We start from the raw sequence: 20,653 nt of genomic DNA on the forward strand, positions 1-20,653 counted from the left end.
TTCCTTGCACTACATAAGACTCTCGGAAAAGACGCCGTGGACGCGCAAAAATAAATATTTTTTTGACGTCCATCATCATTGAGTTAGGAGCCTATATTGATACAAGCAAACCTTGATTCAGACCAGTTTGAGCAGCACCGCCTGACTAGCCAAGAAATAGAGTTGATATTGAAAGAATTCTCAGATGCTGATTGGGCACGAGCATCAAAAATGGCGGAATTCCATTCGAATAATGTTCCCGGAGTTACTGGACAAGACCTTTTACAGATTGCAATTGAGAAATTTTTGAGTCAGGCTCGATGTTGGCCCACAAACACTCATCCATTGGTTGTGTTGAGTAACGCGTTGCACAGCATCGCTTACAACATCAGAAAGAAGGAAGCTAGGGTAATTAATCCTAATGTACAAATCGAGTCTGGGGATGATGAAGATTCAAGGGAAATTGTAGAGCCTAGTTATGAAACCTCAATGTCCAACCGACTAGATGCAGAAAATATGATTCGGGCCATCGAAAGACAAGTTCAAGGTGACGATGAAGTGGAATTAGTCTTAATGGCTTGGGCTGATGGATTGAGGGGGACTGAAGCCGCAGAAGCATCTGGCCTAGATACAAAAAAATATGACGCAGCAAGGAAGCGGTTAGACCGGAAACTGGCGCCACTAAAAGAATTATGGAGTGAACAATGAATTCGTCAATTAAGCCTGGTCAAACATCGTTTGATAACGTCGCTGACGCATATTTACATGAATTGATGGACATGTCTGACGCTGAGGTTCTTGATGGGCTAAAGCCAGGAGCCGCAAAAGCGCGTGGTTTAGCCATGCTAGAAGTGGCAAAAAAAGCGGCCGGCAAAATGAGGCTGCAGGCTGCCCGTGAGGCAATGAAAGCTAATGCGGCAGATTCTAGTCGACCTAGCGAAGCAATCTCCGTCGCGGACGCGCGTAAATTCTTACAGGTAGCTGCGAATGACGCAAGATTCACAATAGCCGCTAGAGAACTGTCTGAACTTACCGACCAAGACCTTTTGAACTTGTATTGGCAGGTTAAAGGTTTGCAAGATGACGTCGGTAAATAGATTGGGTTACCCATGAGTCCCGATATCGCTGCAGAATCAAGAATTGCTTCTCTAGGAATTACGAGTCCAGATGAATTGGATATCGAGGCGATTGCCTTTGATGCTGGAATTTCAATTGAATACCGTCACCTCGATGGTTGTGCCGCAACTTTAGTTGGTTTCGGAAATAGAGCGATAGCGACCATTAAGCCATGTGAGGTTAGAGGAAGGGAGCGATTCTCTATCGCACATGAGATTGGTCACTGGGATTTGCATCGTGGTCAATCATTCCAATGTCGAGTATTTGACATAAATGAAAATCTTGGAAAGAATCATTCGAAAGAAAGGCAAGCTGATAGTTATGCAGCGCATCTCTTGATGCCGACCTCTCTATTTAATCCAATTATTGGCACTTATAAAAATCCTGGTTTTGGTGAGCTCGGTGAGGTTGCCGCACAATTCGATACGAGTTTGCTTGCGACATCAGTTCGGCTTGTAAATGTGAATAAGCTGCCGGTGATAGTTGCATGTTTTACTGATGGTAGAAGGCGCTGGTGCTTACCAGCGAAGGATATTCCTCAGCATTGGCGTTTGCGAAGTGTTCTTGATGAAGATAGCTTTGCTTACGACTTATGGAAATCTGGAGCTATCCGGCCAAAGCCTGGTAAACAATCAGCCGAAACTTGGTTTGAAAATGATGATGAAGATGAATTTGAAATTTTAGAACATAGCGTGATGTGCGGAAATGATGTCATCGTTTTGCTCTATTTGACGGATGCTGAAATGTTCGATGACAGATTTGAATATCAGGGGCGAAATAGTCGCTGGTAGTGCTTTTCGAAGCCTAATACTCCCGCGTCTAAGATGTTCAATTGAGTCACTAATTTCTCAGAAAACGCCGCCAGAATTTCATGTGCTGGCGGCGTTTTTTCTAGTGCAAAGTTTCGTGTGATGGTCGGTGTGAAAGTTGATTTACTCTCTTGCTCAAAAGCACATCGAGACGGTTCTTCCTTCGTTTTTCTGTGACCTCATTTTGAGGCGCGCTTACTATTGATGAGGTTGGTATATCTATTGTTGTTGCGGTTTTATTAAACGCTGCAACAGCATCTGACGCCTTGAGATTTATATATCGCTGCAGTTGCGACAGAGTTTTATGCCCGGTTACGAGTTGTAAAAGAAAAATATTGCCATTTAATCTTATAGCCATGCGCGTGGCACCGGTATGGCGTAAATCGTGCAAAGTAATATCTAGAATGTTCGCCCGAATTCTTGCACGCTCCCAAGCTGATTTAACTGCATCCATCGATATTGGAATAATTAGGTCAGTGTCTGCGCCACGTGGTAGCTTTTGAATTAATTCCACGGCTTCTTTAGTGAGAGGAACTTCTCTTCCCCCTGCTTTGGCATCACGTAAAGTTAAAATACTTTTGACAGGGTCAAAATCCTGCCATCTGGACATCATTAATAGTTCAGATTTTCGCATGGATGTTTCAATGAGCAGTGCAATACATGGAGCCACAAATGGATTGTCGCAGCTCCGCAATACATCCGCGAGTCTAAACTGTTCCTCATGAGATAAGATGCGACTGCGCTGGTTAGATATTCTCGGCATTCGTAAATCGGAGGCTGGATTTAGTGCAGGTTGTGCCCATCTCCAAGTCCGTCGTGCGTAATTGAAAAACTCACGTAGGAGTGAACGCTCTAATCCGATTGTGGCTGCTTTATAACCTTCCTTTTGCATTTGGTCGACCAGTTCTTGTAAGTGGAACGGTTGAATACTCGCCACGGTCATACGAGCTAGGTTATCGCGAATTTTGTCTGATGCTGTGCTGCGTTGAGCCTGTTTTTCGCGGTGCGCCTTAACTCCTTTTGCATAATTGCGTGTAACTTCGACGGGAATGGTTTCGAGTTGAAAATAGGTCTGCTCACTGGACGAGTCAGCGTTAGTGGATGCTATTTTGTTTGCCTTGAAGGTCGGTAAGTTCACGGCGCGTAGATATTTGTTGACCCTGCTTAAGTCTTGAACAGCGCCTTTGAGAAATGGCATTTTTTTCTCTGCATAGTCGTAAAGGGCTTGACCAAGCGAAGTACGGTCTGGACCGAATCCACAGGCGGAACCTTGATTTTCAAATGCATGCTCTTGATTGCGAGCCCAGGTTTCAGCTTCTTTGCGTGTTGCGAAGCCACCTTTGGTTGTTTTGAAATGTGTTTTGCGAATGCGGGCAATCCATGCCGAACCTTCTTTGTATACGGTCGCCATATTACACCACCGCAAATTGTTGGGTTGGTGCAATAGACACAGGGAGATTGTCGCAAACGCGAGTGAATCGTTGAAATGGTAAGCTTTGGTAAAACATCGTTGAACTCCTTTAAGTTAATGAGGAGTTACGTTTAGTGACCGATGCCGAGCCTAAAATCTAAAATCGAATCTAAAATCCTAAATACGCAGTGAAGCGCATTTGAGGTACGTCTTTAGTATCGATTTACTGTCAGTATTAGTGTCAGTAAGACGAAAAAAAAGCTTCCCGAGGGAAGCCATTTTTTACTTTTTCAATCGTATCTTATTGATTTGATTGAAAATTTTCTTGGTGGCCCGGGGCGGAATCGAACCACCGACACAAGGATTTTCAATCCTCTGCTCTACCGACTGAGCTACCAGGCCAAGACCAAGAATTATAGACACCTATTCCGGAAAAAGCAAATAATTTCTGTTTTATCCTTGAAATTTGATTCTTCTCAGATGGGATTGCGGCTGGCGTATGGATTATTTTGGCTCACGTATAATGCGGTTTTGGGTGTCTTCTTGTCCGTAAAGGTGAGGTATGAACCAGCAATTGATTCGTTCGGAAATATGTATCGTTGGTGATGGTGCGGTTGGTAAAGCGGCTGCTTTGGGATTGGCGCAGGCTGGTTTGTCGGTGGTTTTATTGCGTAGCGGCGCGACCAACAAGTTGGTAGACACGACACCTGAGTGGGATGTGCGGGTGTTTGCCTTGAACCATGTGGCACACGATTTACTGGATTCTTTGAAGGTATGGGGGGCGCTTGATGCGTCTCGGCTGGCACCGGTGAGTGCGATGCAGGTGCATGATGCGGCTGAGTCTGGTAGCGGCAAGCTCGATTTTGATGCGTACGGCGCTTATATCAATGAACTGGCATGGATAGTTGAAGATAAAAATCTGAATCAAGCCTTAGATAGCGCCTTACGTTTTGCACCGAACATTCAATTTGTGGACGGGCGTGCAGAGGCGTTGCATGTTGGCAGTGACTCGGCGAGTATTCGTTTGACCGATGCACGTGTAATTGAATCGCAATTGATTATTGGTGCGGATGGCGCCCAATCTTGGGTTCGTGGGCAAGCTGATATTGGTTTGGATTATCGTTCTTATGGGCAGCAAGGCGTGGTAACAAACTTTGCTTGTGAAAAGCCGCACCATGGTGTCGCGCGTCAATGGTTTGTGGAAGGGCAGGGGATTATTGCTTTACTGCCTTTGCCCGGCAATCAAGTATCTTTGGTGTGGTCGGCTCCTGATTTATTGGCGGCAGACTTAATGCGTGAGCCATTGTCTGCATTGGCGGATCGCTTGGCGGTGTATGCGGCGCCAGAGTTGGGTAACTTAACTCCGTTGCAACCCGAAGTAGTGAAGGCTTTTCCACTACGTTTGATTCGTCCACATAGCATGGTCGCACAACGTATTGCCTTAATTGGCGATGCGGCGCATGCGGTACATCCTTTAGCTGGACATGGTATGAATCTGGGCTTTGGCGATGTACAAGCCTTACTGCGTATTTTGCGTGAACGCGAAGCGCATCGTGATTGTGGTGATGCGCGAATTCTGGCGAGATATCGTCGAGCCCGTCGCGAGGAAGTAGCGTTGATGCAATTCACAACAGATGGTTTGGCACATCTCTTTGGTAGTGAATTTCCTGCCGTTCGTCTGATGCGTAACTTGGGAATGAACTTACTGAATCAATTACCAGTCCTAAAACGAAAACTCATTTCCCATGCGATGGGGAAGTAAGAATAAAGTTGAGCGTGGGATTTGCGCTGCTCTAACTGGAGATTTCTTGCAAGCGGCTGAATACGGCATCGTACTGTAAAGTACAGCACCGTAAAGCGACGATCGGAATTGAAAACGAGTAAGCTATTTTAAGAGAGATATTTTAAGAAAGACCAATATGAAAAAGAAACTAATCAGCTTTGCAGTTGCCGCTATCACGATGGTCGGTAGCAGCGTTTGGGCACAGACGCCAGCGCAAATTGAAGCCAATATTAAGAAGGTGATTTCGTCGAATATCGGTAGTGGTGTCAAAATTGATTCTGTGACCAAGACGCCTTACGGTGGTCTATATGAAGTACGGATGGGAAATGAAATTATCTACACCGATGACAAAGCAAAATATATTTTTGTTGGTAGCATCATCGACGTTAAAGGGACGACTAATTTCACCAAGCAACGTACCGATGAGTTGAATCGCGTGAATTTTTCTGAGTTACCTTTGGATGCTGCCGTTAAGTATGTGAAAGGTGATGGCAAACGTGTGATTGCAATTTTTGAAGATCCTAATTGCGGTTACTGCAAAAAGTTTAGAAAGACTTTGCAAGGTGTCGACAATATTACGATCTACACTTTTATGTACAACATTTTGTCCGACGATTCTGTGACCAAATCACGCGATATCTGGTGTTCTGCGGATCGTAGTAAAGCTTGGGATGAATGGATGATGAACGGCAAAGTGGCACCGACCGCTGCTGCTAGTTGCAAAACACCGCATGATCAAGTGTTAGCGCTTGGTAAAAAGTATCGTGTCACTGGCACACCAACGGTAATTTTTACCGACGGCTCGCGTTTGCCGGGCATGGTTGACGTGAAAGCATTGGAAGAAAAGTTTGCTAGTTTAAAAACACCGTCACTTGCGGCAAAATAAACTATGAAGGATCAGCGTTTTCTCTGCTGTGGCATCTTGTTATCGGCAGGGCAGGGGAAACGTTTTGATCCAAGCGGAGCGCAGCACAAGTTATTGCAAGTGCTGCCGTCTGGAGTCAATGTTGTAAGTGCGAGTGCGCAGAATTTGCAACAAGTTTTGCCAGAAAGTTGGGCGGTGTTAGCTAATCCAGCTACTTCAAACTTGGCGTCACAAATTCAGGCATCTCTGCATGCCATTAACTTTCCAACCTATATTTGTCAGGATGCCGTCTTAGGGATGGCACATTCGCTTCGTACTGGTGTCGAACAACTTCCAGCTGATGCTGATGCCTTTGTGATTGCCTTGGCCGATATGCCATTTGTAGCAATCCAGACTTTAAGCGCGATTCGTGATGTACTCGCATTGGGCGCAGATCTTGTGGTGCCAGTTTGTCGTGGGCAGCGCGGTAATCCGGTTGGATTTTCAAGAAAATATCTACCGCATTTGATGAATTTGCGCGGTGATCGCGGCGCTCGCCAATTATTGCAAACTGAGCATGTCACTGAGATCGAAGTCGATGATGTTGGCATTCTTCATGATATTGATCGCCCAGAAGATTTATCAGTTTATCTTTAGAACTTGTCTTTGGTTCTCTATCATTGATCGCAGTCCGTGCATATTTCGCCTAAAATAGCGCCTTTATTTCAAAGATCGCACCGCACGATTCAAATTGCTTGATATGGAAACTCTCGATAAACAGTTCGCTACCCGCCTTGGCTTAGTTGGCCTCGTTCCTTTTGTTTTACTCACTTTGTTATGCTGGATTGTTCATCCTGAATGGATGCAATTCTTCGTCGAAGCCCAGCTAGTTTATGGTATTGCGATTTTGGGGTTTTTAGGTGGCTTGCATTGGGGTTTGGCTTTGATTGGTAAAGAGCGTAGTGCGCAAGAAGCCAAGCGTGATTTGCTTTCTGGTGTGCTGCCTGTGATTATCGCTTGGTTTGCATTGTCGCAAATCACGGTGATTGGATTTTTGATTCAGATGGGCGCGTTCATTTATTCCTATCAATACGATAAACGTATGTACCAACGCTTTGCGATGCCAGCTTGGTTTGTGGAATTGCGATTCCGTTTAACGGCTGTGGTGGTCACAACGCAAGTGTTCACTTTTCTCGCCGCGAATATTCGTTTGTAATCAAGGAGCGCAATATGACTAAGCAACAAAGCGCTGTGCATTACAGCATTACCTCGCATGATTTAGCTGCGCATTTATTTCATGTGACGTTAACGATTTCGAATCCTGATCCCAACGGACAAGTAGTGTCACTGCCAGTTTGGATACCAGGTAGTTACATGGTGCGCGAATTTGCTCGCAATATTATTCGGATTCAAGCGCACGCCAATGGCAAAAAAGTCGCGTTAAAAAAATTGAATAAGACTAGTTGGCAAGCTGCGCCTTGCGATGCGAATGCGAGCTTACAGATCAGTTACGAAGTCTATGCGTGGGATTTATCTGTGCGTGCTGCGCATTTGGATCAATCGCATGGTTTCTTTAATGGCACCAGCGTATTCTTACAAGCACATGGACAAGAGCAACTTGCGCATGTTGTAGATATTCAAAAACCCGTCGATAGCGCAAGCAAGGCTTGGCGTGTCGCGACGTCTTTGCCAGAACTAAAGGCTAAGCGTTATGGTTTTGGAAGTTATATCGCCCGCGATTATGATGACTTAATTGATCATCCAGTTGAAATGGGTGATTTTGCTTTGGTCAGTTTTAAAGCGCATGGTGTCCCACATGATTTCGTGGTGACGGGCAAGGTTCCTAATATCGATTTGGCTCGCATTGCGAAAGACTTACAGAAAATTTGTGAAACCGAAATTGCTTTCTTCGAGCCGCGAACCAAGCAAGCACCGATGCCGCGTTATGTGTTTATGACGATGGCAGTGGGTGAGGGTTATGGTGGTTTGGAACACCGCGCGTCAACGGCATTGATTTGTAATCGTGCTGATTTGCCGACCAAGAATGATACGAGCCTGAGTGAAGGCTATCGCGGCTTTCTAGCTTTGTGCAGTCACGAGTATTTCCATACTTGGAATGTCAAACGTATCAAACCAGCGGCATTTGCACAATATGATTTGAGTCAAGAAAATTACACGAGTTTGCTTTGGTTATTTGAAGGTTTCACGAGTTATTACGACGATTTGTTCTTGCGTCGTAGCGGTTTAATTGACGAAGCAACGTATTTAAATTTGATCGCAAAAACCGTCAATACAGTGCAACGTGGTTCTGGACGTAAAAAGCAAAGTGTTGCCGATTCTAGTTTTGATGCGTGGACCAAATATTATCGTCAAGATGAAAACTCACCAAACGCGATTGTTAGTTACTACGCCAAAGGTTCTTTAGTTGCACTAGGTTTGGATTTGACTATCCGCCACGAAACTGCAGGCAAGAAATCACTCGATGATGTGATGCGCGCGCTATGGAAAAAATACGGTAAAGATTTCTACGAGAAAGCACAGTCTGGTAAGCAACAAGGATTAGGCGAGACGGAGTTTGAGAACTTAGTTGAGCAAGCAACTGGTGTGAAGATTCAGCGTTTTATCGACAAATACATCAAAGGTGTTGAGGATGTGCCTTTGGCAAAGTTGTATGCTGATTTTGCGGTCGACGTTATTGAACAATCTGCGAGCAAGAAAGCCTCTCTGAATGTACGTCTAAGTAAGAGTGGTGCTGATTGTAAGTTGGCGCATGTCTATGAAAATGGTGCCGCACATCGTGCCGGACTCTCTGCGGGTGATGTGTTGGTGGCGATTAATGGCTTGCGTGTTACCGCTGCTGATGTGGGTAACAGCTTAGCTAATTTGCTGACTGCTTATCGTATTGGTGAGACGGTACAGATACATGCTTTTAGACGCGATGAGTTGTTGACCGTGGATCTGAAATTGCAGGCAGACGATGCGCCCATGTTGGCGATTAGTTTGGCAAAGAATCAGAAATTGGCTGGGGCTCAAAAACGACCGTCTTTGTAGTTGATGCTGTTCAGCTAAGCTAAAAAGTAAGCGAGACATAATAATCGCAACACAATAAGCGCAAAACATTTCGATGTCATCCCTGCGTAGGCAGGGATCCAGTGTCTTTAGTTCTTGGTGCCACTGGATTCCCGCTTTCGCGGGAATGACGAATTTCCCTTCATCCAATCGCGGATAAAGGTATTTTTTAAATTCAGCGCCAACCAAACATCATTTGTTCAGCCAGCGCCTTCTTTGCGACAGGCAGCAAATCAACCGCACTTAAACCCAAGCCAAATAAACCCTGCATCAAACTACCATCCGCACTACTCGCAAACATTTTTGCCATGGTATCGGTGAGTTTGATTGTGGTTTGTCGGTCTGCTTTGCGTTGCTGTAAAAATGTTTGTAGTGCTTGTGACGAAAAATCACGACTCAGGCACTGCGCTAAACAATGAGCGTCTCGTAATCCTAAGTTGAGACCTTGTCCCGCCACAGGGTGCAAGGTTTGTGCGGCATTGCCTATGCGTACACTACGCAGACCGGCTTGTGCTTGGGCGTTAAGACCAAGAGGATACGATACCCGTTTGCTCACCGAAGTAAATTGTCCTAAGCGTTCACCAAAGGCTTGCTGAAGTGCTTGTAAGAATGCTGCATCGTCTAACGCTAATATGGTGGTAACAGTTTCTGGTCGCATGCACCAGACTAAAGAATAGCCATCATCTTGCGGTAACAGCGCGATCGGCCCTTGATCAGTAAAGCGTTCGAAGGCGCGATGTGCAATTGGTCGATCTGCGATGACATGCGCAATCAATGCGGTTTGCTGATAGTCATGATGTCGTTGCCTTTGCTCTTGATCCGCAAAGGTGCCGCCTTCAGCTTGAATCACAAATTCAGCCGTATGCACACTACCATCTTGTAAATGAACACTGGCAAACTGATCACCATCTTCGATGTTGACGACTTGAACCGGGCGATGTGTGGTAATGCCAGCGACAGATAATGCTTGCTCTAAAGGACTGACGATATCGCCATAACGCACCACATAACCAAGTGCTGGTAATTGATAATCGGTTGCCGTCAAAAAACTACGCCCGAAATGACGGCGGCGTGAGACGTGGATTTCCGTAATTGCTGTCGTTCTCTGCGGACGCGCATGTAACTTGCTGAGCAGTTGATCGCTACCATAAGAGAGCGCGATACTGCGTGCATCTTGGTTGGCTTGCTCACTACTCTTCGCATCGAATAAAACGATGTCCGCAGCCGCCATACCTTGTTGATGCAACATTAATGCTAAGGCTTGACCAACCGGACCAGCGCCACAAATCGCTATTTTGCTGTGTTGGTTTTTATGGCTTGTATTGGACATGCGAATCAAAATTAATGCGGTTTATCTTGTGAGGCAAAGTTGATCGGTGGTGCGTTTAATGCGGCCAGTTGCTCAGGCGTTCCGAGGTTATGCCATTCTCCACGATATAGCTCGCCACCGAGTTGACCTTGATCAGCATATTTGCGCAGGATAGGTGCAAGTTTAGCGTGTTCGCCAGCTTGGATGCCAGCAAACATTTCGGGACGATAGACGCCGATATTGCCAAACGTGACGCGCTCTGCACCAGCATTGTCATCATTGGATAATCCCATCAAACTTAATGAAAAGTCGCCCTTGGGATGGAACGAAGGATTCTTCACCATGTACAACCAAGCGACATCGCGCTTATCTAATGGATGGGGATTCCCCCACATATCTTCTGCTTCTAAAGTGTTTAAGCATTCGGCAAAATTAAAGTGCGGAATGTAGATGTCTCCAGAAACCACGATGAAAGGTTCTTCGCCGTCGGTAAGTAACGGCAAGGCTTTGGCGATACCACCGGCAGTTTCTAATGCAGTTTCTTCCGCCGAGTAAGAAATAGTCGCGCCAAATTTGCTGCCATCACCAATTGCATCAACGATCATTTGTCCTAAATGCGCGTGATTGATGACAATCTCGGTGATACCAGCTTTGACTAAATTTAAAATATGCCAGACGATCAGTGGGCGACCGCGTACTTTTAATAGCGGTTTTGGACAAGTATCTGTTAGCGGACGCATGCGTTCGCCACGGCCAGCGGCAAGGATCATTGCTTTCATGCGGCGATCCTCTTAAAAAGTGTATCCAAATTGCGGTGCGGTTTCTTCTAACACGTCTAATAAACGTAATAGCGGAATCAATTCTTTGTAGCGATGAGAAGTTTTACGCACGTACTCCATCACGGTTGGCATGTCGTCGAGATAATGTTGTTTGCCATCGCGATGGGCGAGGCGGGCGAAAATGCCAAGTATCTTTAAATGACGCTGTAAGCCCATGAATTCAAAATCACGATAGAAGGTATCGATATCAGGAGCGACTGGTAAGCCCGCTTTTTTGGCTTTTTCCCAGTAGCGAATCGCCCAATCTAAAACCATTTCTTCATCCCATTGTACATACGCATCACGTAACAAAGACACCAAGTCATAAGTCAGTGGGCCGTACAAAGCACCTTGAAAATCCAAGATGCCGGGATTGCCTTTGTCCATTAACATCAAATTGCGCGAGTGATAATCACGATGCACAAAGACTTGAGGCTGCGCCATGATATTCGCGAGCAGAGCATCGAACACTTTATGCAAACTTGCATTTTGTTCGTCGGTGAGTGTGATGCCTAAGTGCTTGTTGATATACCACTCAGGGAAAATCATCAATTCGCGCTTGAGAAATTCTCTATCGTACTCAGGCAACACATCTGGCTGACTTTGGGTTTGCAATAAAATCAGAGAATCGATCGCGTCCATGTACAGTTTGTGCGCCGTATCGCTATTGAGTACATGCGAGTACATAGTCGTACCCAAATCAGTGAGTAGCAAAAAGCCTTGTTCGGTATCTTGCGCTAACACTTCTGGCACTGTTAAGTTGATCTGTTTAAACAATTGCGCGATTTGGATGAAAGGTTTGACATCCTCTTGCGGTTGCGGTGCGTCCATCACGATGAAGCTATACTTAGTGCCTTCGGCTTCCCCATCGATACGGAAATAACGGCGGAAGCTGGCATCCGCGGACGCAGGTCGTATGCTGCTTAAATCTAATTTTGGATTTGTTAATTTGCTTAGCCAAAGATGTAAATCTTGCAGGCGCTGTGCGTCTTGCGCGGATTGACTGGCTGAAGAGTTAGGCGAATTAGCGGACATGGTTGGCTCGTGTAACAAAAGTGATCGTTAAGAATGGCGTTTGCGTAGTGAATAATTAATTAAGACTTTAAGATAAATTATTTGACTCAGTTATTTAGCTCAGTTATGTGGATTAATGCAGTGAAACGAGCATTCAACATAAGACAGACTTGATTTCAACTACTTAAGAATTCAAATGAGATATTAAATAAGACTCCCAAATAATGTAACTCTATGCAGGGAAGCAATTTAGCCTAGCGTTTGCGCCTATAATAGAGCGCTTTTATTGGCTTAGAATTTTGCAATGAGCTTCCTTGCATTTTTCATCGCCTGCTCTTGTCTGCGTCAGCACATCAGCGTTCCGTTATTTTACGCAAGCAATGTGTGAAGCAATCTTTAGCGCTAGAGAAACATTTAACTTAATGTCATTCAATAATTATTCCATGCCTCGGAAAAGTCATTCTACAAAAGCGTTATTATCGCATTCATCGCAATCCACAGCTATGTTTCCTGCAAGCCCAGCATTTGCGAAGACAGTTATCGCAGTTTGCTTGTTGTCTGCATTTTCTTCAGCTCAGGCGCAAGAAGCTGCGTCACAAGAAGTGGTAAGTGACAAGACCGTAGACAAATTGGCGTTAAAAGTAGAGCCAAAGCTCGAGGTAAAAAATTCATCTTCTCAGCCAATCAACACAACCGTCATTAAGGCGGAGCATGTCAGTGGTCAACCAGATCGCGTGATTAATTTGGATCATCAAGTTGAAGTCACACGCGGCAACTTAAATTTCAGTGCCGATAAAGCGACATACCTGCAAGTTGAAGACCAATTAGATGCAACAGGTAAGGTCAAATTGCAGCGCAATGGCGACTGTTACAGCGGCGATTTGATGCGCTTCATATTAGAAACTGGTGCTGGCTATGTGCAAAATCCTAGCTATTTTTTCGCGAAGAATAATGGGCAAGGGCGCGCTGATAAAATTGAATTTGAGAGTGAAGAAAAGGCCAAAATTACCAACGGCACTTACAGCACGTGTGAAGGTTTAGATCCCGATTGGTACTTGCGAGCAGATACCATGAGCTTGGATACTGGATTGGATACAGGCATCGCGGGTAAATCTGTCCTGTATTTTAAAGGCGTGCCAATTATGGGTACACCATCTTGGTTAAACTTTAGTTTCCCATTGTCTGGCGCACGCCATTCGGGCTTATTACCACCTACCGTTGGGCATTCGAATAAAGGTGGCGTCGAATTTGGTATGCCTTATTACTTCAATATTGCACCGAATCGGGATTTCACTTTACATCCTAAATTGATCGCTCGACGTGGTTTGCAGTTAGGCATGGAAGGGCGTTACCTCGGTGAAACCTATGCAGGCGAAACCGCGGTGGAAGTGATACGCGACAAATTAACCGAGACCACACGTTATGCGGGCGCTTCTGTACATAAACAGAATTTGACGCCGGCTTTGGTCTTTTCTTGGAATATGAATAAGGCATCGGATAATGATTATCCAGCCGATTTTTCTAACTCCACGACTAAGACTGCGCAGCGTTTATTGGTGCGCGATATTGGATTAGATTACTACGGTTCGTTCTGGAATGCTTCTTTGCGTTCGACTAGCTATCAAGTATTACAAGACGTGACGGCACCGATTACTTTGCCTTATGAACGATTACCGCAATTGAGTTTCCGCGCTGGGCAGAGTGATGTGTTTGGATTGGATTGGTCAGTGGATGCATCGATGACACGCTTCTGGCACCCAACATTAACGCGTGGTCAGCGCGCTGTGATCAATCCACAACTGTCATTGCCATTTATTCAGCCTGCGTATTTTGTAGTGCCGAAAGTGTCGTTCCATGCCACTAGCTACCAGATCGATAATCCTATGGCTGGGCAGCCGGATCGATTACAGAGAACTGTGCCGAGTTTTTCGGTGGACAGTGGCTTGATCTTTGAGCGAAGTGCCAAGTTACTGGGAAATAAAATGACGCAAACGCTAGAACCGCGTTTGTTTTATGTGAACACCCCGTTCCGCGATCAAAAAAATTATCCTCTCTTTGATACTGCCTTAGCAGATTTTAATTTCGCACAGATTTTTAGTGAAAATCGCTTCACAGGACACGACCGTATTGGCGATTCGAATCAAGTGACGGCAGCAGTGGTTTCTCGCTTTATTGAAGACAATGGTGTCGAGCGATTTAAGTTTGCGCTTGGTCAGCGTTTTTATTTCAACACGCAAAAAGTTAGTTTGGATGGTATTTCAAGCCCTAGCCGCTCGGACTTGCTATTGGCTGGAACTGGGCAGGTTTCTGATACTTTAAACGTTGAAGCTGCTTTGCAAGTGAGTCAAAGTGATCGACAATCCGTTCGATCGAATTATGCAGTGCGTTGGCAGCCTGCACCGAAGAAAATATTGAACTTGCAATACCAATTCCAGCGCGAAGTGTTGAAACAGTTAGAGTTGTCAGGACAATGGCCAGTCGCACAACGCTGGTATGTCGTCGGTAAGAGCAACTATTCTTTGCAAAATAGTAAAATGGTGGAAGGTTTAGCAGGATTTGAGTATCGCGCGGATTGCTGGGCTTTACGCTTTGTGGCGCATCGTTTTGCGACCACCAATTTATCGAACAACTCGGGTTTTTCGATTCAGCTAGAGTTAAACGGCCTAGCCCGCATAGGATTTGGCTCGAATCCAGTCGAAACTTTGAAAAAGAATATTTCCGGTTATCAGGCTACGAATTAGCGTGTATATTGCAGCTTTCGCCAGAAAATGGCGATAAAAGTCGAGGTAGATTAGCTAGCACCTCATTTTTATTATGAATTTGGATCACTATGCGACACAATTTGCACATGAATCAATTGAAACGCCCTGCAGCAATCTGTTTATCTGTATGCCTGACCGCTTTATTTGGACTCTCTATTTCCGCGAATGCGTGGTCACAAGCCGCACCAGCAAGTAAAGCACAATCGGCTTCACCAGTCGCCCCAATTGAAGACCCGTTAGCTAGTGCGACTAAAGCGCCAGTCAAAAAGGTTTCTAAGGCGCAAATTATTAACGGTATCGCCGTGGTGGTAAATGATGAAGTGATTACCAACATGGAAGTGCAAGAGCGTATCAATTCCATCGAGCGTAGTTTGAAAGCACAGGGAACGCCACTGCCAGCGCGTGCTGATCTCGAAAAACAAATTTTGGAACGCATGATCATTGATCGTTTGCAAGTTCAACTGGCCAAAGAACAAGGTATGCGTGTCGATGACATTATGCTCGACCGTGCCTTGCAAAGAATGGCAGAGCAAAATAAAACCACGTTGCAAGAACTGCGCAATCAAATTGAACGTGACGGTACTTCTTTCTCTGCGTTCCGCGAAGAGATTCGTGACGACATCATGATGCAGCGTGTGCGTGAACGTGAAGTTGAAAGCAAATTACAAGTGTCTGAATTAGAAGTTGATAACTTCATCGCGGCACAAGAAGCGGCGCCAAGTAAAAATCAAGAAATCAATCTAGGTCACATCATGGTGCGTATTCCAGAGAACGCAACACCAGAAGTGATCGCTCAACGTAGCGCACGTGCGCAAGAGGCGTACAAAAAATTGCGTATCGGTGATGATTTCGCGAAATTGGCGGCGACCTACTCTGATTCTAGTGAAGCACTCAAAGGTGGCGAAGTCGGTTGGCGTGATCAAGACAAAATCCCAACGATTTTTGTCGAAGCGGTCAATAAAATTAGTTTTGTCGGTGGTTTTTCTGAAATCGTGCGTAGTCCAAATGGCTTCCACATTTTCAAGTTGTTAGGCAAACGTGATGTGGCACCGGTGGCGGCAAGCAACACCGTGCAAGAAACAAACGTGCGCCATATTTTGATGCGTCCTACGCAGTTATTAACAGCGGCGCAAGTGAAGAGCACTTTGGCAGAACTCAAACAAAAAATCGTTAATAAAACAGCGACATTTGAAGAATTAGCTAAAGCGAATTCGGTTGATACTTCAGCCTCTAAAGGTGGTGATCTGGGCTGGGTCAATCCTGGCGATACTTTCCCAGAGTTTGAAGCTGCTATGAATAAATTGGCGATCAATGAAGTCAGTGATCCTATCGAAACGCAAATGGGCTTCCACATTTTGCAAGTGGTAGAGCGTAAAGTTAGTGATGACTCTAAAGAGCGTAAGCGTGTCGCTGCGCGTCAATCAGTACGCGCGCGCAAATCTGAAGAAGCCTTGCAAGACTGGCTGCGCCAATTGCGCGACCGGGCTTATGTTGAATTCCGTAACGAGCAGAAATAATCACTAAGCACCACACATAATGGGATCACCTTTACCTGTCATTGCAATTACTGTTGGTGAGCCAGCCGGCATAGGTCCAGAGATATCTTTGCTGGCGGCTTGGGAATTGCGAACACAAGTGCGTCCTGTGTTGCTTGGTGACGCCGCTTATTTAGCCATGCTCGCCCATGATTTGGATAGAAACATTCGACTCATGGGAATCTCGCAGCAAGCGCTAAGAAATAATGGCTTGCCCGGTTGTGGTAAAGATCAAATCACCGTGATCGATTGTCCGCTTGCTGCGCATGTGGTGGCAGGGCAGCTCGATCCACGTAATGGTCGCGCGGTATTAGCCACCCTAGATTTAGCGATAGAGTGCATACAACAAGGCTGGTGTGACGCGATGGTCACTGCACCGCTGCAAAAAAGTACGATCAATGATGCAGGCGTTGCCTTCACCGGACACACGGAATATTTAGCGCAACAAACGAAGACACCACAAGTGGTGATGATGCTGGCATGTGAAGCATCGGCGCATTTGCCGCAAGCATTGCGGGTGGCCTTAGCAACGACACACTTGCCTCTACGTGCGGTTCCAGACGCAATTCAATTTGATCATTTGCTGACTAGCTTGCAGATTATCCATGATGATTTGCAAGTCAAATTTGGTATCGCCAAACCAAAGATTTATGTGGCGGGCTTAAATCCGCATGCAGGGGAAAATGGCTACCTTGGGCAGGAAGAAATTGATGTCATCAAACCCGTAATTTTGCATGCGCGTAGTTTGGGGATGGATGTACATGGTGCTTTTCCAGCTGACACTTTGTTCCAACAAAAATATTTGAAAGACGCCGATTGTGTGCTGGCGATGTATCACGATCAAGGTTTGTCGGTATTAAAGCATGCGAGTTTTGGTTTGGGCGTGAACATCACTCTAGGCTTGCCGCTAATTCGAACTTCAGTCGATCACGGTACTGCTTTGGATTTGGCAAAATTAGGTCCGGGCTTAGCAGATGCGGGAAGTATGAAAGTGGCGATTCGGATTGCCGCAGAAATGGTAGCACGCCAACATGCTGCCACGAACTCGGCAACTCGCCATCATTAAGTTATCACCGCGTACGAAATGATTCGCTACGCTATAACGTAAAAATACAAATAATATGAAACACATAGCGCGAAAACGTTTTGGCCAAAATTTCCTCACAGACCAACAAGTCTTGAGTGACATCATTCAGGTGATTAATCCTAAGCTGGGCGAGAGCATGGTTGAGATCGGACCTGGATTAGCAGCGATGACACGTTTGCTGCTAGAAGGCTTGGATCAATTACATGTGGTTGAGCTTGATCGTGATTTGGTCGCGCGTTTGAAGAAAAGTTTTGATCAAAGTAAATTGATTATCCACGAAGGTGATGCGCTGCAATTTGATTTCGCAACGATCCCAGTGAATCAAGGTAAGAAACTGCGCATCGTTGGCAATCTTCCTTACAATATTTCTAGTCCCTTACTATTTCATCTTGCCGAATACGCAGAGCAAGTTGAAGACCAACATTTCATGCTGCAAAAAGAAGTGGTTGAGCGCATGGTGGCTGAGCCTGGCGGCAAAGAATATGGGCGTTTGTCAGTGATGCTGCAATGGCGTTATCACATGGAATTGCTATTTATTGTTCCACCTACTGCGTTCGATCCACCACCGCGCGTCGATTCTGCGATTGTGCGCATGATTCCGAAAAAAGAAAAATTGCCTTGTAAATTGCCGCTGTTGGAACAAGTGGTCACTAAAGCGTTTTCACAACGTCGTAAAACCATCCGTAATTGTGTAGCGGGATTGTTCACCGAGCAGCAATTAATTGATGTCGGTATCGATCCGCAATTACGAGCCGAAGCAATTCCCCTAGAACACTATGTGGCGTTGGCGAATTTGTTAGACCAGCATCCATAGCATTTAAATTGATCTGAAGTTGATCCTGAAGTCCATTAATACAAAATACGAGCTAAAGCTATGAATCTCATCAACACTCCAGAATGGCAAGCTTTGTTGGGACATAAAGCGCGTTTGCAAACTCAGCATTTACGCGATTTGTTTGCGGATGATCCGCAGCGTTTTCAGCATTTTTCTTTGGAGTTAGATGGCTTATTGGTCGATTATTCGAAACAAAGAATTGATGCAGCAGCACTCAATGATTTGATTCAATTAGCGCGACATTCTGAAGTTGAAAGCTGGCGTGATCGCATGTTCGCTGGTGAGAAAATTAATTTCAGTGAAAATCGCGCGGTCTTACATACGGCTTTACGTCATACCGACTTTACGCCATTCCCCAGCGCAGAAAATGATGTGATGCCCGAAGTCTACGCAGTACGCAAACAAATGCGCGATATTGTCGAGCGTGTGCGTAGTGGTCTATGGCGTGGATTTAAAGGTGACGCAATCCAGAATATCGTCAACATCGGGATAGGTGGCTCGGATCTTGGTCCTAAGCTTGCCACGCGCGCTTTGTCTGCCTTACAGCATCCTGGATTGAACTTCTATTACGTATCTAATTTAGATAGCGCGCATTTGGCACCACTTTTAGAAAAGCTCGATCCACACACAACCTTGTTCATCGTCGCATCCAAAACTTTTACGACGCAAGAAACCAGCATTAATGCGCACACCGCACGTACATGGTTGATGGCTGCGGCGATGGAAGAATGGGCGATTGCCAAGCACTTTATTGCGGTCACTTCGAACCCAAGTAAGGCGCAAGAATTTGGTATTCCCGAGGCGAATATTTTACAAATTTGGGATTGGGTCGGCGGGCGTTATTCCTTGTGGTCGGCAGTAGGGTTGTCAGTAGCTTTGGCGATTGGTATGCGTGGATTTGAGCGTTTGCTTGAAGGCGCTGAAACCATGGATAGCCATTTTCGTAGCGCCCCATTAGATAAAAATCTGCCGGTGCTATTGGCCTTGATGTCGATTTGGAACACCAACTTCTTGGGAGCAGAGACCACGGCAGTGTTGCCTTATAACGAATCGATGCGTCACTTGCCTGGCTTCTTGCAGCAGTTGGAAATGGAGTCCAATGGTAAGACAGTAGGGCGAGATGGCGAGCCCTTAAATTGTCGCGCCAACCCTATCGTATGGGGCGAGATTGGCGTGAATGGTCAACACGCGTTCTTCCAATTATTGCATCAAGGCGGTTGGTTGATCCCTTGCGATTTTGTAGTAGCAGCGAGCAGCGACTATCCTTTGCCCGGTCATCAAGCACCTTTGTTGGCGAATTGTTTGGCACAAAGTTCGGCATTGGCATTTGGTAAAACCGAACAACAAGCACGCATAGAGTTAGCCGCAGCTGGCTTGCAAGAAGCCGAGATCGCTAAGTTATTGCCGCATAAAGTGTTCGCTGGGAATCAACCATCCACCACGATATTGATGACGAGTTTAGACCCATTCCAACTCGGCATGTTACTCGCGCTGTATGAACATAAAGTGTTCGTACAAGGTGTAGTGTGGGGGCTGAATTCCTTCGACCAGTGGGGCGTAGAATTGGGCAAACAATTAGCGAATAGCTTATTACCTGCCTTAAATGGTGATAAAGCCTACGATGCGCAGCTAGATGATTCTACGCGCGGTTTGATTTCTTATTTCCGTCGCTATGGGAATAATTGAAGTGTGACTGTCGGAATTGTTTATTTGTAGTCTTTGTAGGGCGGGTGCAACCCGCGCCGCCCACAAGTCATTCAACACTTACATGGCGCAGGTTGCACTGATATTACAAGGTCACTGGCGTATCGAATTCACGTTCTATCAATTCCACTTTGTAGCCATCAGGATCTTGTACAAACGCGATCACGGTTTTACCACCTTTGACCGGTCCTGCTTCACGCGTTACGTTACCACCTCGCGCTTTGACAGCGGCACAAGCAGCTGCCGCATCAGGAACCGAGATGGCAATATGACCATAGGCTGTTCCCATTTCATAAGACTCAACGCCATAGTTGTAGGTGAGTTCTAATTCGGCGTGGTCAGGATTGCTGCCAAAACCTAAGAAGGCGAGTGTGTATTGGTATTCTGGATTGTCAGAAGTGCGGAGTAATTTCATACCTAATACTTCGGTGTAGAAATCAATCGAGCGCTGCAAATTGCCTACGCGCAGCATAGTGTGAAGTAATCGCATAATCAGTTTGTCGTTTTATTGAAAACCATATTGTAACGCTGAGTCTGGCAATGCGCTTTTGTGCGTCCATTTGGGGGGCATTTGTGGA

Annotated in this window: 18 protein-coding genes and 1 tRNA gene; 13 read left to right on the forward strand and 6 right to left on the reverse strand. The window is 45.7% G+C overall.

All coding sequences use genetic code 11. The features are described from left to right. The first annotated feature begins 96 nt into the window (after positions 1 to 96). From IE103_RS16040 to IE103_RS16050, 3 genes are read left to right on the forward strand one after another with little or no spacing between them, the layout of a single operon-like run. A complete protein-coding gene (locus tag IE103_RS16040) occupies positions 97 to 687 on the forward strand; it encodes a hypothetical protein (RefSeq protein WP_189347150.1) in 591 nt (196 codons plus the stop codon). After that, a complete protein-coding gene (locus IE103_RS16045; protein WP_189347151.1) occupies positions 684 to 1,076 on the forward strand; it encodes a hypothetical protein in 393 nt (130 codons plus the stop codon). The genes IE103_RS16040 and IE103_RS16045 overlap by 4 nt, the downstream gene beginning before the upstream one ends. Before the next feature lie 12 nt (positions 1,077 to 1,088). Further along, on the forward strand, positions 1,089 to 1,886 hold the full coding sequence (locus IE103_RS16050; RefSeq protein WP_189347152.1) for an ImmA/IrrE family metallo-endopeptidase: 798 nt from the start codon (positions 1,089 to 1,091) through the stop codon (positions 1,884 to 1,886). A 100-nt stretch (positions 1,887 to 1,986) separates the two neighbouring features. On the opposite strand, the gene IE103_RS16055 is transcribed toward IE103_RS16050, so the two are convergent. Together IE103_RS16055 and IE103_RS16060 are read right to left on the reverse strand one after the other, a co-directional pair. Continuing rightward, positions 1,987 to 3,315, reverse strand: coding sequence for a site-specific integrase (locus IE103_RS16055; protein WP_189347153.1), 1,329 nt, complete (start codon positions 3,313 to 3,315; stop codon positions 1,987 to 1,989). A gap of 326 nt (positions 3,316 to 3,641) precedes the next feature. Continuing rightward, positions 3,642 to 3,717: transfer RNA gene (locus tag IE103_RS16060), tRNA-Phe, on the reverse strand. Between the two features lie 160 nt (positions 3,718 to 3,877). Here IE103_RS16060 and IE103_RS16065 point away from each other — a divergent pair. The 5 genes from IE103_RS16065 (at position 3,878) to IE103_RS16085 (ending at position 8,993) form a co-directional block, all read left to right on the forward strand. Further along, positions 3,878 to 5,077, forward strand: a complete 1,200-nt coding sequence (locus IE103_RS16065; RefSeq protein WP_189347154.1) for an FAD-dependent monooxygenase — start codon at positions 3,878 to 3,880, stop codon at positions 5,075 to 5,077. A 157-nt stretch (positions 5,078 to 5,234) separates the two neighbouring features. Further along, positions 5,235 to 5,984: a DsbC family protein gene (locus tag IE103_RS16070; protein ID WP_189347155.1), complete on the forward strand. Its 750-nt coding sequence runs from the start codon at positions 5,235 to 5,237 to the stop codon at positions 5,982 to 5,984. A 3-nt stretch (positions 5,985 to 5,987) separates the two neighbouring features. After that, positions 5,988 to 6,599: a nucleotidyltransferase family protein gene (locus IE103_RS16075; protein ID WP_189347156.1), complete on the forward strand. Its 612-nt coding sequence runs from the start codon at positions 5,988 to 5,990 to the stop codon at positions 6,597 to 6,599. A gap of 103 nt (positions 6,600 to 6,702) precedes the next feature. Continuing rightward, complete coding sequence (locus IE103_RS16080; RefSeq protein ID WP_189347157.1) at positions 6,703 to 7,158, forward strand: DUF3429 domain-containing protein; 456 nt, start codon at positions 6,703 to 6,705, stop codon at positions 7,156 to 7,158. Positions 7,159 to 7,172: 14 nt separating this feature from the next. Continuing rightward, a complete protein-coding gene (locus IE103_RS16085) occupies positions 7,173 to 8,993 on the forward strand; it encodes a M61 family metallopeptidase (protein ID WP_189347158.1) in 1,821 nt (606 codons plus the stop codon). Between the two features lie 193 nt (positions 8,994 to 9,186). On the opposite strand, the gene IE103_RS16090 is transcribed toward IE103_RS16085, so the two are convergent. The 3 genes from IE103_RS16090 to IE103_RS16100 are packed head-to-tail and all read right to left on the reverse strand — an operon-like array spanning position 9,187 to position 12,173. Next, positions 9,187 to 10,341 carry an FAD-dependent monooxygenase gene (locus IE103_RS16090; RefSeq protein WP_189347159.1) on the reverse strand — a complete coding sequence of 385 codons (1,155 nt, stop codon included), beginning with the start codon at positions 10,339 to 10,341 and terminating at the stop codon, positions 9,187 to 9,189. Between the two features lie 11 nt (positions 10,342 to 10,352). Further along, positions 10,353 to 11,099, reverse strand: a complete 747-nt coding sequence (gene murU / locus IE103_RS16095; RefSeq protein WP_189347160.1) for an N-acetylmuramate alpha-1-phosphate uridylyltransferase MurU — start codon at positions 11,097 to 11,099, stop codon at positions 10,353 to 10,355. A gap of 12 nt (positions 11,100 to 11,111) precedes the next feature. Further along, entirely contained in the window at positions 11,112 to 12,173 is a 1,062-nt protein-coding gene (locus IE103_RS16100; protein ID WP_189347161.1) for an aminoglycoside phosphotransferase family protein, read from the reverse strand. Between the two features lie 482 nt (positions 12,174 to 12,655). On the opposite strand from IE103_RS16100, the gene IE103_RS16105 reads away from it, so the two are divergent. From IE103_RS16105 to pgi, 5 genes are all read left to right on the forward strand, one after another. Further along, a complete protein-coding gene (locus IE103_RS16105) occupies positions 12,656 to 14,893 on the forward strand; it encodes an LPS-assembly protein LptD (RefSeq protein ID WP_189347162.1) in 2,238 nt (745 codons plus the stop codon). A 107-nt stretch (positions 14,894 to 15,000) separates the two neighbouring features. Next, a complete protein-coding gene (locus IE103_RS16110) occupies positions 15,001 to 16,431 on the forward strand; it encodes a peptidylprolyl isomerase (protein ID WP_189347163.1) in 1,431 nt (476 codons plus the stop codon). A 19-nt stretch (positions 16,432 to 16,450) separates the two neighbouring features. Beyond that, positions 16,451 to 17,515: a 4-hydroxythreonine-4-phosphate dehydrogenase PdxA gene (gene pdxA / locus IE103_RS16115; protein WP_189347164.1), complete on the forward strand. Its 1,065-nt coding sequence runs from the start codon at positions 16,451 to 16,453 to the stop codon at positions 17,513 to 17,515. A 55-nt stretch (positions 17,516 to 17,570) separates the two neighbouring features. Then, positions 17,571 to 18,350: a 16S rRNA (adenine(1518)-N(6)/adenine(1519)-N(6))-dimethyltransferase RsmA gene (gene rsmA, locus IE103_RS16120; protein WP_189347165.1), complete on the forward strand. Its 780-nt coding sequence runs from the start codon at positions 17,571 to 17,573 to the stop codon at positions 18,348 to 18,350. A 60-nt stretch (positions 18,351 to 18,410) separates the two neighbouring features. Beyond that, positions 18,411 to 20,057 carry a glucose-6-phosphate isomerase gene (pgi, locus tag IE103_RS16125; RefSeq protein ID WP_189347166.1) on the forward strand — a complete coding sequence of 549 codons (1,647 nt, stop codon included), beginning with the start codon at positions 18,411 to 18,413 and terminating at the stop codon, positions 20,055 to 20,057. A 103-nt stretch (positions 20,058 to 20,160) separates the two neighbouring features. Here pgi and gloA read toward each other — a convergent pair whose 3' ends face one another. Then, positions 20,161 to 20,565, reverse strand: a complete 405-nt coding sequence (gloA, locus tag IE103_RS16130; protein WP_189347167.1) for a lactoylglutathione lyase — start codon at positions 20,563 to 20,565, stop codon at positions 20,161 to 20,163. Positions 20,566 to 20,653 lie beyond the last annotated feature (88 nt).

The organism is Affinundibacterium macrobrachii (assembly GCF_014652415.1).
Lineage (GTDB): Bacteria > Pseudomonadota > Gammaproteobacteria > Burkholderiales > Burkholderiaceae_D > Undibacterium > Undibacterium macrobrachii.

Bases quoted from the DNA above. Each gene is read 5' to 3' on its own strand.
- IE103_RS16110 (WP_189347163.1), top strand. From the start codon at position 15,001: ATGAATCAATTGAAACGCCCTGCAGCAATCTGTTTATCTGTATGCCTG.
- pgi (WP_189347166.1), top strand. From the start codon at position 18,411: ATGAATCTCATCAACACTCCAGAATGGCAAGCTTTGTTGGGACATAAA.
- IE103_RS16070 (WP_189347155.1), top strand. From the start codon at position 5,235: ATGAAAAAGAAACTAATCAGCTTTGCAGTTGCCGCTATCACGATGGTC.
- IE103_RS16100 (WP_189347161.1), bottom strand. From the start codon at position 12,173: ATGTCCGCTAATTCGCCTAACTCTTCAGCCAGTCAATCCGCGCAAGAC.
- IE103_RS16050 (WP_189347152.1), top strand. From the start codon at position 1,089: ATGAGTCCCGATATCGCTGCAGAATCAAGAATTGCTTCTCTAGGAATT.
- IE103_RS16065 (WP_189347154.1), top strand. From the start codon at position 3,878: ATGAACCAGCAATTGATTCGTTCGGAAATATGTATCGTTGGTGATGGT.
- IE103_RS16055 (WP_189347153.1), bottom strand. From the start codon at position 3,315: ATGGCGACCGTATACAAAGAAGGTTCGGCATGGATTGCCCGCATTCGC.
- rsmA (WP_189347165.1), top strand. From the start codon at position 17,571: ATGAAACACATAGCGCGAAAACGTTTTGGCCAAAATTTCCTCACAGAC.
- IE103_RS16045 (WP_189347151.1), top strand. From the start codon at position 684: ATGAATTCGTCAATTAAGCCTGGTCAAACATCGTTTGATAACGTCGCT.
- IE103_RS16090 (WP_189347159.1), bottom strand. From the start codon at position 10,341: ATGTCCAATACAAGCCATAAAAACCAACACAGCAAAATAGCGATTTGT.
- IE103_RS16075 (WP_189347156.1), top strand. From the start codon at position 5,988: ATGAAGGATCAGCGTTTTCTCTGCTGTGGCATCTTGTTATCGGCAGGG.
- murU (WP_189347160.1), bottom strand. From the start codon at position 11,099: ATGAAAGCAATGATCCTTGCCGCTGGCCGTGGCGAACGCATGCGTCCG.
- pdxA (WP_189347164.1), top strand. From the start codon at position 16,451: ATGGGATCACCTTTACCTGTCATTGCAATTACTGTTGGTGAGCCAGCC.
- IE103_RS16105 (WP_189347162.1), top strand. From the start codon at position 12,656: ATGTTTCCTGCAAGCCCAGCATTTGCGAAGACAGTTATCGCAGTTTGC.
- IE103_RS16080 (WP_189347157.1), top strand. From the start codon at position 6,703: ATGGAAACTCTCGATAAACAGTTCGCTACCCGCCTTGGCTTAGTTGGC.
- IE103_RS16085 (WP_189347158.1), top strand. From the start codon at position 7,173: ATGACTAAGCAACAAAGCGCTGTGCATTACAGCATTACCTCGCATGAT.
- gloA (WP_189347167.1), bottom strand. From the start codon at position 20,565: ATGCGATTACTTCACACTATGCTGCGCGTAGGCAATTTGCAGCGCTCG.